At 51.4% G+C, this 13,803-nt stretch carries 14 protein-coding genes; 3 read left to right on the plus strand and 11 right to left on the minus strand.

Annotation, left to right across the window (positions count from 1 at the left end):
• Positions 1–91 precede the first annotated feature (91 nt).
• The 7 genes from HYT77_09160 to HYT77_09190 form a co-directional block, all read right to left on the minus strand.
• Positions 92–469 (minus strand): hypothetical protein, encoded by a 378-nt coding sequence (locus tag HYT77_09160; GenBank protein MBI2068164.1) that lies wholly within the window; start codon positions 467–469, stop codon positions 92–94.
• 99 nt (positions 470–568) lie between these two features.
• Positions 569–2,728, minus strand: a complete 2,160-nt coding sequence (locus HYT77_09165) for a bifunctional (p)ppGpp synthetase/guanosine-3',5'-bis(diphosphate) 3'-pyrophosphohydrolase (protein MBI2068165.1) — start codon at positions 2,726–2,728, stop codon at positions 569–571.
• Entirely contained in the window at positions 2,725–3,300 is a 576-nt protein-coding gene (gmk, locus tag HYT77_09170) for a guanylate kinase (protein ID MBI2068166.1), read from the minus strand. Before gmk ends, HYT77_09165 begins: the two co-directional genes overlap by 4 nt.
• Positions 3,293–4,153 carry a YicC family protein gene (locus tag HYT77_09175; protein MBI2068167.1) on the minus strand — a complete coding sequence of 287 codons (861 nt, stop codon included), beginning with the start codon at positions 4,151–4,153 and terminating at the stop codon, positions 3,293–3,295. The genes gmk and HYT77_09175 overlap by 8 nt, the downstream gene beginning before the upstream one ends.
• A gap of 196 nt (positions 4,154–4,349) precedes the next feature.
• Positions 4,350–5,006, minus strand: coding sequence for an FHA domain-containing protein (locus HYT77_09180; GenBank protein ID MBI2068168.1), 657 nt, complete (start codon positions 5,004–5,006; stop codon positions 4,350–4,352).
• Between the two features lie 9 nt (positions 5,007–5,015).
• Positions 5,016–5,558: an OmpH family outer membrane protein gene (locus HYT77_09185; protein MBI2068169.1), complete on the minus strand. Its 543-nt coding sequence runs from the start codon at positions 5,556–5,558 to the stop codon at positions 5,016–5,018.
• 90 nt (positions 5,559–5,648) lie between these two features.
• Positions 5,649–7,403, minus strand: a complete 1,755-nt coding sequence (locus tag HYT77_09190; protein ID MBI2068170.1) for a hypothetical protein — start codon at positions 7,401–7,403, stop codon at positions 5,649–5,651.
• Between the two features lie 229 nt (positions 7,404–7,632).
• Here HYT77_09190 and HYT77_09195 point away from each other — a divergent pair, with 229 nt between their 5' ends.
• Positions 7,633–8,775, plus strand: a complete 1,143-nt coding sequence (locus HYT77_09195) for a hypothetical protein (GenBank protein MBI2068171.1) — start codon at positions 7,633–7,635, stop codon at positions 8,773–8,775.
• Between the two features lie 163 nt (positions 8,776–8,938).
• On the opposite strand, the gene uppP is transcribed toward HYT77_09195, so the two are convergent.
• From uppP to HYT77_09210, 3 genes are read right to left on the minus strand one after another with little or no spacing between them, the layout of a single operon-like run.
• On the minus strand, positions 8,939–9,745 hold the full coding sequence (uppP, locus tag HYT77_09200) for an undecaprenyl-diphosphatase UppP (protein MBI2068172.1): 807 nt from the start codon (positions 9,743–9,745) through the stop codon (positions 8,939–8,941).
• On the minus strand, positions 9,745–10,926 hold the full coding sequence (hemW, locus tag HYT77_09205; protein MBI2068173.1) for a radical SAM family heme chaperone HemW: 1,182 nt from the start codon (positions 10,924–10,926) through the stop codon (positions 9,745–9,747). Before hemW ends, uppP begins: the two co-directional genes overlap by 1 nt.
• Before the next feature lie 18 nt (positions 10,927–10,944).
• Positions 10,945–11,466 carry a hypothetical protein gene (locus HYT77_09210; protein ID MBI2068174.1) on the minus strand — a complete coding sequence of 174 codons (522 nt, stop codon included), beginning with the start codon at positions 11,464–11,466 and terminating at the stop codon, positions 10,945–10,947.
• A gap of 170 nt (positions 11,467–11,636) precedes the next feature.
• On the opposite strand from HYT77_09210, the gene HYT77_09215 reads away from it, so the two are divergent.
• Positions 11,637–12,533, plus strand: a complete 897-nt coding sequence (locus HYT77_09215; protein ID MBI2068175.1) for a ParA family protein — start codon at positions 11,637–11,639, stop codon at positions 12,531–12,533.
• On the opposite strand, the gene nadC is transcribed toward HYT77_09215, so the two are convergent.
• Complete coding sequence (gene nadC / locus HYT77_09220) at positions 12,466–13,314, minus strand: carboxylating nicotinate-nucleotide diphosphorylase (protein MBI2068176.1); 849 nt, start codon at positions 13,312–13,314, stop codon at positions 12,466–12,468. The genes HYT77_09215 and nadC overlap by 68 nt on opposite strands.
• Before the next feature lie 126 nt (positions 13,315–13,440).
• Between nadC and HYT77_09225 the strand changes: the two genes are divergently transcribed.
• On the plus strand, positions 13,441–13,803 hold the full coding sequence (locus HYT77_09225; protein ID MBI2068177.1) for a hypothetical protein: 363 nt from the start codon (positions 13,441–13,443) through the stop codon (positions 13,801–13,803).

Raw genomic sequence — 13,803 nt, forward strand, 5'->3', positions numbered from 1 at the left:
CAGAAGACCTTAGCAGTCTGTTGACAAAGGGGTTTGAAAGAACGAAGTAGATGGGCCTTTGTCAACATCCTGTTAGGAGGAGAGATTATTTTTACTCTCCAATAAGCTTCAAACCAACACCACTGGCAAGCAAGACGCCGCTGGTGATAAGAGTTGCCTCATTAATACCACTCACACCTTTTCTGTTAATGAAAATGAGCAATCCAGCCGCAGCGACCGTAACGACATCTCCCACGATTACCATAACGTTCTTCTTCTTCCGTTCCGGATCTGTCTCCTTCTTGTACTTCCAGACATTGGCGGCCAACCCGACGACGGCCGAGGCAATGCCGATGTAACGAGTCCATTTTGCAAGCCGGTCAAGATAAATGGCACTTTGGCCAAAACTTCTGCTCGCTGTTACCTGCGATACGGCTGAAGTGGCCCACAGGCCTGGTGTCGCCAAGGCGGCAACGTAACCGATATCCATATTCCCCCCTTTTGTTGATGGAAACTGCTCTGCAGAGTCCCCCTCTGCAAATTTTTCACGCGGAGGATCGATTAAAATTTAGGTTGGTTGCTAAAAAAATCAGGATCTCACACGATCGACCGAGATGACACCTCTGACCTTCTCGAGCGCCTTCATGAGATGATGAAGGTGACCCAAATCCTGGATACCAACCTCAAAGGTGTTCATCGATTTTTGGTCACCAATCGAGTAGCAGGTCGCCTGGGTGATGTTAACCCCTTCTGCAGAGATCGATTTGCTGATCTCCGCCAACAATCCCGGTTTGTCGACGCAAACAACACGAATCTTGGTGGAGATCGGAACCTTCTCCTTCAAGTCCCAGGAGACCGGTATCCGTCGTGCCGGGTCGGTCGCCAAGACCTTGCTACAGGAGATCGAGTGAACCTTCACCCCCTGTCCACGTGTGATAAAGCCGACAATGGAATCCCCGGGAATCGGATTGCAACATTTTCCAAGCGAAACAAGGATGTCATCCTGACCATCCACACGAACGACCCCCTTTGACTTGAGAAAACCTTTTTTGATCAGCTGAAAAAGCCGTGATTCCTTATCCTCTTCCCCCTCCTTGGCCGTTACCAGTTTTTCGGGTGGGACCAACGCTGAGACAACTTGGAAAGGGGTGATCCGGCCATAACCGACCATCGTCTGAAGATGTTCCAGATTCTTGTACCCCTTCTCGCAAAGCAGCTTCTCAAAAGCCACCCCCTTGAAAAAAGGAGGGCTCTCGAGTCCATGCCGCACAAATTCCCTCTCCAGAAGATCACGCCCCAAGCCGCTCACCCTTTCTATCTGCTCTTCACGAATGAACTGACGGATCTTCGCCTTGGCCCGTGAGGTTCCAACAAACTTGAGCCAGTCCTTGGAAGGCTTGTGGCCGGAACTCGTCAGGACCTCCACGGTGTCACCACTTCGGAGCTGGTAGCGGAGCGGAACGATCCGTCCGTTGACACGCGCCCCGACACATTGATGCCCGACATGCGTGTGGACCGCGTAGGCAAAATCGACGGGGGTCGAGCCACGAGGGAATTCCTTCAGATCCCCCTTGGGAGTAAAAACATAAACATCATTCTGAAAGAGATCGAGCTTGACGGTGTCCAGGTATTCAGCCGGATCGGACAACTCCTTCTGCCACTCCATGAAACGACGGATCCAGCGAAACTTCACCTCATCCTTCGTATCAATTTCTCCTCCCTCCTTGTATCTCCAGTGAGAGGCGATGCCCCATTCCGCTATCTCGTCCATCTCTTTGGTACGAATCTGAAACTCCATCCTCTGACCTTTTGCATCAATCACGGTGGTATGAAGCGACTGATAATTGTTGATCTTGGGAATCCCGATATAGTCCTTGAAACGTCCGGGGACAGGCCTCCAGAGATAATGAATGACGCCCAGGGTCTCATAACACTGGGGGATCGTCTCCACGATAACACGGAACGCAATCACATCATGCATCTGATCAAAGGTAATCGACTGCTGCTCCATCTTTCGATAAATACTATAGAGGTGCTTGACGCGCCCCTTGATATCGGCATGAATTCCGTACTCGAGCATTTTCTTTGTCAGGAGTTCGTGAATCTCTCCCATGAAAGAGGTGCTCTTCTTCTCCAGCTCATCAACCCTGTCTTTTAAATCCCCCCAGACATCCGGCTTCAGATAGCGAAGGCTCAAATTTTCAAGCTCGGAACGGACCTCCTGGATCCCCAACCGGGCCGCAATCGGGGCATAAATGTCGAGCGTTTCCTGGGCGATCTTGATCTGTCTCTCCTCGGAAAGAAAATTGAGCGTCCTCATGTTATGCAATCGGTCCGCCAATTTGACGAGGATAACACGAATATCCTCCGCCATCGCCATGAACATCTTTCTGAAGTTCTCGGCCTGTTTCTCCTCTTTGGAGACGAAATTGATCTGGGAGAGTTTTGTGACACCGTCCACAAGGCGGGCGATCGTCTTGCCGAAAAGCTGTCGGACTTCGTCCAGCGTGACAAAGGTATCCTCCACCGTGTCGTGGAGAAGGCCTGTCGCAATCGACGGGGCGTCCAGACGCATCTTGGCCAGAATCGAGGCTACCTCAAGCGGGTGGATGAGATACGGCTCACCTGACATCCGGAGCTGCCCCTGATGAACCTTGGCTGAAAAAACGTACGCCTTGCGGATGAGATCCAGGTCCGCTTCGGGGTTATAGGAATGGAGCTCATCCAGGATGTCTTCCAGACGGATCATAGTTTGCGGAGCGCCTTTTCAAGCACCTTTTGAGTCTCCCGAAAGGCGTTCTCCAGATCATCGTTGATGATAACACAATCAAACTTTTCTTTCTCTCTCATTTCAACGGCAGCCGCCTCAAGCCGCCTCTTGAGCGACGCCTCCGGTTCGGTCCGACGACTCCGAAGCCGCCGTTCCAGAACGGCCTGTGACGGCGGACTCAAAAAAACGAGACAACTCTCCGGGTAGTTCTTTTTAAAGGTCAGTGCCCCGCGTACATCGATATCCAGGACAATAATCTTCCCGTTCTGTTGGGCCTTTTCCAAAGCGGCTCGGGGCGTTCCATACAGATAACCATGGACCTCCTCTGACTCGAAAAATTCGCGTCGGTCCTTCATCTCCTTGAATTTTTCTTGGCTCACAAAATAATAATCAACCCCCTCCTTCTCTCCGGGTCGGGGCGGACGGGTTGTCACCGAGATGGAAGGAACGGTATTCGGAATCTCATTCAGAATTTTACGGACGAGGGTCGTCTTGCCGGTGCCGGAAGGGGCCGAAATAACAAAAAAGAGTCCTGATTTTTCCCTACTCAACGTTCTGGACCTGTTCTTTAATTCTCTCCAGCTCCGTCTTGAAATCGATCACGCGATGAATCAACTTTGGCCCGACCACTTTCGATCCCAGCGTGTTGATCTCGCGTCCCATCTCCTGCATGAGAAAATCAAGACGCCTCCCCTTCACGCCTGAAGATCGTAGGGCAGATTGAAACTGGGCGAGGTGACTTTCAAGACGTACAATCTCCTCCGTCACATCAGCCCGATTCGCAGCGATTGCCGCCCCCTCCGCAATTTTTTCGTCCGGCAACGTGGTGATATCTTTTAATCGCTGAGCGACCTTCATACGATGTCGATGCTGGTTGAAGCCGGCCTCTTTCTCGATCGCCGAGAGAGACCGGCGCAGGACCAAAAGTTTAGCAGAAAACCATTTTCGGAGATGCTCCCCTTCCCTCTTTCTCATCTTTCGAAGACGACCCAACGCCTCATCAACAACCCGGCCAAGAGGGACCCTCAATCGAGCCGTCTCCTCCCCGCCACCGGATGAAAAGGAAGAGGTTTGCCCATAAAAGGCAACGAGGTCCGCAACCTGAATGGGACCATTCAGGTGTAGCTCCTTCTGAAACCGCTTCAAAAGACGATAGGATCTCTTGAGCGCCTCAAAAGCCGACCGCTCACGACTGACGATCTCCTCCTTGATATAAAGATCAATCTTCCCCCTCTGAAACCGGCGTTTCACCCTCTCGATAATGTCCTGCTCCAGAAGGGCAATCTTTCCGGGGAGCCTGATCGACACCTCACAAAACCGGTGATTGACCGACTTCACCTCGACGGAATAAACCGCCTCTCCCGCCGCTCCTCGTGAGGAACCGTACCCCGTCATTGATTGCATAAGGGAACCTCTAATAATTCAAATTTTCGGCACCTCGAAAAACGGCCCAGCGGTTCGACAAGCTCACCCTCCTGAGCAAAGTCGAAGGAATGCAAGGCGCCCGCAAGGCCGCGACCGGAGCGTACTTTCGTGGTACGTGAGGACGCGGACGAAGCGGGCAACACAGCAGATGGGTAGTTTTTAGAGGTGCCCATAACTACTCCAGTTTGAGTTTGGTCGACCCCAGCAAAACAACATCCCCTTTCTGAAGGAGCCGTGACTCGACCTCAGCGCCATTCACAAAGGTTCCATTTTTACTCACCAAATCCAGAATTCCGACTCCAAGGTCATCATAGAAGATCATGGCGTGGAGACGAGAGATCGAGGAATCGGCGAGTGTTACATCCCCTTTTCGTTCAAACGCCCCCAACTTTTCGCCCTCACCCACTACCGCCCCCCTCTCCTTGTGAAATTGGGTACTGACATAACTCATGACCACCTTTTTGGAGACATCATCAAGACTGATGTTTGGACTTGAACTGAAAACCCGTGTCTTCTCCGTGTCGTTCAGAGATCTCCCCAACGCACGACAACACCCTTTTTCAAGGGTAATCACCTCTCCCTTGTTCTTCCCCTCAACGACCTGAAATTGTATCGCAGGCCCGGCTGCTCCAGAGGCCTGAAATAACTGTGTCTCTTCAAAACCGGTCGCCAATTGCTGGGATTCCTCAAGAAGAAGTGTCGGGATTCCCTCTCGAACAGGGAAGCTCAACTGACAGCTGCGACAGCCAAGCTTCTCAGTCCCCGCCTCAAATTCCAACCGACCCTTGCATCGGGGACAGGCAAGGATGGAAAGGAGCTCCCGTTGAACCATAAAATAAGACTATTCTATCTTTAAGGGGCCTTTGTAACGCTTGTTATAATCCTGAATCACTCGGGTCGTTATATCATCCTTCGATTGGGCGTAAAGAACGGCATCCTGAGAGGTCTCCACAATAAGGTCATACCCCTCCTTCTTCCCGATCTCCTCACACAACACCCTCAGATTTTTTATGATGGAGACGGTCAACTGGGCCTCCTTCTGCGCAATCTCCTGGCGATAGTTGGCAAAATTCTTCTGTAAATCGATTAGCTTCTGATTAAACTCCTCCTCCTTGGTCTTGAGGGTCTCGGGGGAGAGAACAATTCTCTGTTTGGAAAGACTATCCTGCATTTTTTTAAGCTCATCCTGCTGAAGATCGAGCTTTTTCTGTTTCGCATCAAACTCTCTCTTTAAATCCTCCTTGGCCTTCTTTCCCTGTTCCACCTTGTTCAACGCCTCCTGGATGCTGACTGTCGCAATCTTCACAGCCCCCGCCGAATGAACCGGCACCGCCATGAGAAAGGCCAACAAGAGAGCCGTCACACCCGACACCTTAACTGACATATCCCGCCTCCTTTTTTTAAATAATAGGGGGTTATACGGCGTTCGTTTTCAAGATGACAAGGGGAATGTTTGAAAAATCAGGCGTGCTCGTCAGGGATGTTCTATTAAATCAGCACGATCAACCAGCATCGTAGCAAAAACGTCACCCGTTTGAGGCCCTTCTCTTGTCGCAATACCGGACAGATAGGCAATAATTTTTCTTGTATTCCAACCACGCTGACGGAGAGAAGTAACGATTGCTGGAAGATTTTCATAGGCCAAATAGGTCCGCCAGAGTGAATGGGTCGCCAAATAAGACAAAAAAGAGACCCTCTCTTGCTCAGGGGGGAAGTCCCATCGGAGGGAGGCAACCGCCTCGGGAAGGACCTTACAGGCCTCTGCGGCCATTCTTCCGCTAAACCGAATGAGGTGGGCCAGAAGGGATGCGGATCCCTGTGCGGTCAATCCACCGGCCTTCAATCCAGGAATAGTTTCCGGCAAGACCTTCAAGACCCTCCCCCGATCCTCGGCCGCCTGTCCCTCAAGGCTCGTCATAACGGCCTCGATTTCTTTCGGTCTCCACCCGACCTGCCTCATCACAAACATGAGGCTTGGAATCCTTTCGATCGTATTGATCTCGGCATTCGCCCGACGATACGCCTCTACAACGGATCTGGCCCTCTCCGGCCTCACACCCGCGACCACCATGGAGAGCCCATAAAAATCGAGCCCCATCGCTTCTGAAGATCTCGTGGCAAGAACCTGTTCAGCGTGGGGAGCAATCTGGTCCGGATGGAGTCCTTTCTCCATCAACCAGGGTGCCGCTGAAAGTACCTCATCCGCATCCTTCCCGAACTTTTTCAAAATGCGATTGGTCAGGTTCCAGGCCTGTCTCCTCAAGACCCATTGTTCTTTTGCCGTAAACGGATTGGCCACCTTGAAATCATAGCCTTTCTCACGCCGCTTTCTGTTTTCGAGCTGGTGGATCAGAAACGGAACGGCCCGATAATACCGCTCCAACGAGAATCCGTCCCGGCCTAAAACAGAAAGAAGGAGACCCCTATTTTCATCACGCGAAAAACCCCTTCGCACCAGAACAGAGGCAGCTAATTTCAACTCCTCAATCGCCTGCGGCTCATTTTTGAGGAGAAGGGTCAGGACCCGGATCATCTCCTCATCAGAGAGTCCGGCTCGTACCAAATCCGGCACAACCTCAAACGCGATCCCTCGTTGGTCCTTCAGATCATTTGAGAGCCGGAGGAGGGTGTTTTCAACCGCCACGGGTGAAAGGCCCGCCCCACGCAGAGAGGCAGGGGCCCCACTGAGGGTAAGCGATGTCGAATCCAGGGGAGGGGTCAGTCCCTGAACTAACTTTTCCAGCACTACCGTGATACGGAGCGGCTCCAATCCACCCTGATGAAGCTCCAGCGCCGCCCGAAGCGCCAATTGATAGAGCTCCTCCCGATCATGACCGACCGCCTTTTGATCAACAATTTCACGAAAGCGATCAATGTTGACAACTGAAAATCCGGCATCGTCAATAAGGGAACGGGCAATCTCCCTTTTCATACCTCCAAAACTTGCATCGAGATTTTCACCCGCTGGATCAAGGCGATGGAATCTTTTTAAGTGTTCAATCCGTTTTGGGTCAAAAAGCGGCTTTTTCCCGAACGTCTCACGCGCCTTATTGACCTGCGACATGAGCTCCCACATCTCGAGAGAGGAGGATGCATCGAGATCATAGTGGGCAACAACCTCTCCTCCCTCCGCCTCCCGGATAGACCCATCGTGGTCTTTGTCGATGCCATTAAAATCAGAAAGTAGTTCACTAAAACCCTGAATCTTATGAAGATCTCGAATGGCCATATTTTTACCCTCTCTGGACTACTATAGTATTTCCACTTTTAGCGGATACGACTGTACCCGCTAAAAGTTAGAAATACTTATGGTTTATCAACAAAAATGTACTAACCGAAAGCTGATCAATCATACATACGTTATCGTCTGGATCACACGCAAGGTTTCCTTAAATTTTGCTTATTTTGGTTATTCCTAAACCGAAACTTTTTAAGTCAACCACCGATAATCCCTAAGGATGTTTAAAGTTAATCGATCGGCCATCCTTAAGCCTCCGGGGCTAGAGACTGACGGAGAATCTCTCTCTCCACCGGTTCAAAGAGACTTAAGGGGGCCTCTAAAATACCAACCAGGGCAAGTACAGCCGGGCACAAAACTGATTTTGAGCCTCCTGTTTCTCCCGCTCGGGCTCTTTACGGCAAGGTGGGCAACCCGCCTCCGACAACTCAATAACTCGGCCAAGTCCCTCATTTGGGAGGCCCAGCCGTGGCTTGTCGGAAGGGTCGAACGATGTCCGAATCTCCCAGGATTTGTGGAGGAGCTCCTCCATCTCTCACCCGATGAGAGGAGGACGCTCCTCTCCATGGTTCGCGATCACTCGCCTCCGATTGACCGTGACATGCAACGAGTCCTCAAGTTGACCCTGTTTGATCCTGAGACGTGGGATACCGTTTTGGAGGATCTCTCAACTCATGGAACCCGTAGTGAGGCGCTGTACACAACGTTGGTCCCGCTTTTGGAGAGGATGCCCCGATCTCTACAAGATTCACTCTTTGCCAAAATTCCTACCCTTTACCCTCTTGCTGAGAAGGGAGGCTGGTTTATAGCCGAGTGCGTTTTTCCCCCCAAAAGGGCTATTGATGCCTTTGTCAGGGGAATCCTCAGGCCGGAGCAAATTATTAGCCAGGCAGTTCGGGACGGAAAGACAACCTGGGAGGCGTATCAAGTCTATCTTGAAACGGTCCGCACGCGAATTTTCGCTAACACACCGTATGGAGATTATACCATTGAAGATGTCCAGGCGGTTGTGGAATCGATAAGGGCGGTATTAAAAAAAGACCCTTCATTGGGTGAAGAGGCCTCAGTCATTTTATATGGGAGCTTCCCCAATGGGAGGGCGCTCATCGCATCCTCCGACCTGGATGTCGTCCCCTCAACCCCAAGACTCGTAGCATTCTATCACAGAATGGATGCTGCAATTTCTGAGTCACTCAGACCTCGCCATCCTGATATCGATCTGCGCCTGCAAGAATCACCCATACATTTTGACCCAACAAACATGGCAATAGTAAATCCCGTTATGTTAAGAATTAGTGCGGCAAAGACTGAACTCCTGGTCTATTCTCCCTCCAGAGAACCACTCGTCTATTCCCTTTCCTGAGGTCGAAAAGTAGATGCGCAGTTTTTAGAGGCGCCCTTATGGGTGTGTTGAAAAATGGCTTTTGGGGACTGTTCAAAAATGCCCAGCTGCAAGGCACCCCGAGGAGCCGCGACGCAGGCGTACTTGAGGGTACGTCGAGAGATGGCATTTTTCAACAGTCCCCTTATAAAAGAATCAGCGTAACCACTCCCACCCCCCAACAGTAATAGGCAAACCAGTGGAACCGGGCGGTCTGGATGATTTTGAGAAGCCACCGGATCGCGAGAAATCCGGTAACGGCAGAGACCAAAGAGCCGACGAGCAGCGGGCCCTTCGAGATCAGATCCAAAGAGGGAATATTGAACGACTCTAAGAGTCCGGCCCCAAAGATGACCGGGATCGACATCAAAAAAGAGAAGCGGGCCGCCATTCCACGACTGAGCCCACGAAAGAGCCCCGCCACCATCGTAGAACCGGAACGGGAGATTCCCGGGATCATCGCGACCGCCTGGGCAACCCCGATAACGACGGCATCCATAAGGCCTGGTGTTGAATCTCCCTCCTCTTGCTTCGTCTTCATCCGTTGCGTCACCCAAAGAAGCGTACCGGTTATGAGCAGCCCCCAACCGGTTACATCGGGTGAGACAAAGAGGGATTCGATCGTATCCTTGAAAAGAAAACCGACAACGGTGGCAGGAACGGTCGCGATACCAACGGAGAGAAGAAGCCTTGCCCCCTCGTGGCGATCCCCTTTACGACGCACGACCCATAAAAAACTGTCTTTAGCCATCCAGAAAAGATCGGCATAATAATAGACAAGAACGGAGAGAAGTGTCCCCCAATGAAGAGCAACGTCAAAGAGAAGAAGCTCCTCCGCATTGTTAATTCCCATCAAATGTTGGGTCAGGACGAGATGCCCCGAAGAGCTGACAGGCAGAAATTCTGTCAATCCCTGAACCGCCCCCAAAATAATAGCCTGAAAGTAGCTCATTAAAACTGGACCAGGATCTCATTCGTCAGGGGAATCGCCTCGCGGGTCAGAAACCAACGACCGTTTTCCTCCCCCATCGATCCTTTCTCATGCAACCTCGCCAAAACCGGTCCGTAGATCTCTTTCATACTTCTGCCAAACTTGCGACAGAAATCATCCTCACTCACCCCTACCCGTTTGCGAAGCCCCATCATCATGAATTCGCCCATGGCAGTTTTAATCGAGATCTCTTCGGTATGGTCTTCCCACTCCCCCTGAAGATACCGTTTGAGGTCGCGGACGTTTTGGCGGCGTGATCCATAACAATGGACGGGTGACTCGTTGCGTCTCCCCACAGCGCGGAGCTGCGAACGGCTATAGGAAACCGCTCCCGCCCCAAAACCGAGGTACTCCCCGTAATTCCAGTAATTCAGATTGTGCCGACACTCAAAACCGGGGCGGGCAAAATTGGAGATCTCGTAAGGAGAGAGCCCTGAGAATTTCAATCTATCCCCCTGTAAATACTCAAACATCTTCATTTGAACCTCTTCCTCGGGGAGCCTCAGAGATCCCCTGGCATAAAGCGTTTCAAACGGTGTCCCTTCCTCGATCGTTAAGCAGTAGGCGGAAAGGTGTGTTGTCTCAAAAGAGAGTGCGGTTTGAAGCTCTTTCTCAAACTCCTCTACGGTTTGCCCCGGCAAGGCATAGATAAGATCCAGGCCCAAGTTCTCAAAACCGGCCTCCCGGGCATCGGTGAGCGTTCTTTTCGCCTCATTCCCCGAGTGGATCCGCCCCATCACCTTTAAGTAATTATCCTGAAACGATTGAACACCCAGAGAGAGCCGGTTGATCCCCAACTGACGAAAAGCCCCAAGCTTCTCACGAGAAACCGTCTTGGGGTTTGATTCAAGCGTAATTTCAGTCTCCGCTCCCCACCGGAAATGTCTCTGTAACGTAACGAGGATCTCTTCGATAAGCGCTGGCTGCATCAGGGAGGGGGTCCCTCCGCCCAAAAACAGTGTCTGGATCTCCCTTGGACCGACCCTCGAGGCCCTCTCCTGAATCTCTTGAATCAACGCCTTTGTATAAAGCCCTTGAAGGGAAAAATCGTCATGCCCGCGTGGAACGGAGAAGAAATCACAGTAACCGCACTTCACCTCGCAGAAAGGGATGTGGATATAAACCGAGAGGGGCGTTGTCACTGTTGCCACTCATTCAAATTACGGGGTCACTTTTTGACGGGATAGCTTGGAGACGGGTGTTATCTCTTCTTTTCTCACCCAATGCCCGTCAACCTCGGGGTTATTAGGTAGAGTAAAAATCGTCAGGCGACCTGGCACTACCTTTCCCTGAAACATCCGATCCGGTTCGACTTGCTCGGCCGTAAAGAGCCTTTCCCCATGGACGACACGTTGAAGATGGTAGAGGGGGTCATGCCAATCATACCGCCCATCCGGCTGTTGATAATAAACAAACTGATCCGTCACGTGACAATAACTCTGCTGATAACTGTCAATCGGCCAACGGGCCTCGGGGTAATCAGGGTCGGGGACTAAAAAACGAAACTTAACCCTCTCATGACAATCATATTCAGTCTGCTTGATGGAGGACTTCCCAAGAGGCAAAGGAGCCTCCCACTTCATCGTATATTGACGGGTTACAACCAGGTCCTCTCGCCCATCCCCATTTTGATCCCCCACATTTCTAAGGCCTACTGGTCGAGCGTCACTGAATAGATCCATCGTCGCCTCCTTGGATGGGACTGTTCAAAAATGCCATCTTTCACACCCTGGATATCCCTGTGATCGGAAAAAACAGAAAACAGGTGCTAGTTTTGTTGGTTCAAATTTTGATCTTGATATGCTGAAGTGGTTACAATAGACCGCGGACTTAAGAAAGGGTCTTGCACATCGTGTCATTCACTGAAAAAATCAAGGAATTGGTCAGCCTCTCCGGGCCTCAGTATGAAAAGGGGAATCGGCGGGCGAAGGTGATTGCAATCTGCAGTCAAAAAGGGGGGGTTGGAAAGACGACAACCGCCGTCAATCTGGGGACGGGGCTCACCCACTTTCATCAAAAAAAGGTCCTCGTTGTCGATCTGGACCCCCAGGGCCATGTCGAAAAGTCGGTCGGCTCGCTCATTGTCGAAGGATCCGAGTTCACTCCGATCTCCCGGATCCTCACAACCAAAAGGTCGGATATCCTGAATGCGGTGATCAAAACGGAGATGGAAAATTTTCACATCACGCTTGGAGACAAGGAGCTGATTTCCGCAGAATCGGCGATCAGCAACAGGATCGGGCGCGAGTTTATTGTCAAAGAGGCGCTTGCCACCGCACGAACTCATTACGACTATATCCTCTTTGATTGTCCCCCTGCCTTGGGAAATTTAACCCTCAATGCACTCGTTGCATCAGATTACGCCCTCCTTCCCTGTGAGATGAGTGCACTCGCCTTTGAGGGGGTCAGTGATGTGATGGACCTGATCCGCGAGATTCAGGAGAGACTCAATGAAAGACTGAAGGTTTTGGGTGTCCTGTTCACGCGCGTCGACGGAAGAAATATCACGATGAACGACGTCGTCGCGGAAAATATGAAGAAATTCGTCAATGGAGGGTTGTTAAAAAGCCGGATCACCGTGAATACCGACATCAACAAGGCCCAGCTGGACGGAAAACCGATCTTTCTCTACGCCCCCTCTTCCTCCGGGGCAGAGAACTACGAGGCTCTCGCCTCCGAGGTTATGAAGAGATCTGCATCGAAATATCGACGGCCGGTGCCGAATGAGTCAGAAAACCGATCGAAATAAAATCGACTCCCGTTTTGGCGTAATCTTCAAGATGATCGATTGTGATCCCGCCAGAAGCTTCTAGCCTCACCCTTCCATGGACCTGAGAGACGATTTTTTTTAGCTCTCTCGGTGAGAGGTTATCCAGAAGGAGAAGATCGGCCCCGGCGGCAATCGCCTCCTCGATCTGGTCTTCAAGTTTCCGTTCTGAAAAATGACCGATCTCGACCTCGATCACGACCCTGTTTCTGTTTTGGGCCTTCGCCCGCTGAACCGCTTCTGTAATTGAAATGTTCTCCAGGTGATTATCCTTGATCAAAAAGCGGTCATACAGTCCCAGCCGGTGATTTTTGCCACCACCTGCCCTCACCGCGTGCTTCTCCAAGGCCCGTAGACCGGGGGTCGTCTTGCGTGTGTCGAGAATCTGTACCGGATATTTTTTGACCCGGTCGACAAACCGTCTCGTTAATGTGGCGACTCCAGAGAGGTGTTGCAGAAAATTGAGCACGACCCGTTCCCCTTTAAGGAGAGAGACAACGTTCCCCCGAACTTCCGCTATTTTTTGCCCCTCTTGAACCAATGCACCCTCCTCAAAATAACGCTGCCAGACAAGCCGAGAATCAACCTTCAAAAAAACGCGTCGGGCAATCTCCAGACCTGCAACAACCAGATCCTGTTTGGCAAAAATGAGTGCCGTTTTTTCGGCGGTCTGATTCCCGAAAAGTGCCTCGGTCGTGATATCCCCCGTACCGATGTCCTCCCGAAGGGCCAGTTCGATCAGAGACTGAATTTGGTCTGTCATCAATGAATTCCCATCCTGCTTACATGCGGTTTTCCATACTGTTGGGTATTTGGCAAGGTCAGCCCATTTTCCTGACAACTTCCTCCTGGAGAGGATCGAAGGAAGGGGTGCAAAAGGAGAAACAAAATGCTCTCACAAATTGGCTTTAATCTCGCAGGATGGAAAGGCGCTCTCTCCCCCATGCCGGATCAGAATCAAACGGGTCTGACACCTCCTCTCCTGATCGTATCAAGCAACAATCGTTCAAGAGAGGTATCGAATTCAATACCCCCTGTCACGCTCTGGAGGCGTCGTATCGGTAGCATCGGCATGCTGGCGGCGGTTGGTTTCGGCCTGCTTGGACTCCCTCTTTCGGTAGTCAACAGGGACGTCAAGGCGGCAACCGCCTGTCTTTTCGGGGCAGGACTATCAATCCTGGTGGGAGGGCTTTCTTTCATGCCCGACACTGTCGACCTTCTAAAAAATAGTCGACATCCGGTCGAAAGATAA

Source organism: Deltaproteobacteria bacterium, from assembly GCA_016180855.1.
Lineage (GTDB): Bacteria > UBA10199 > UBA10199 > JACPAL01 > JACPAL01 > JACPAL01.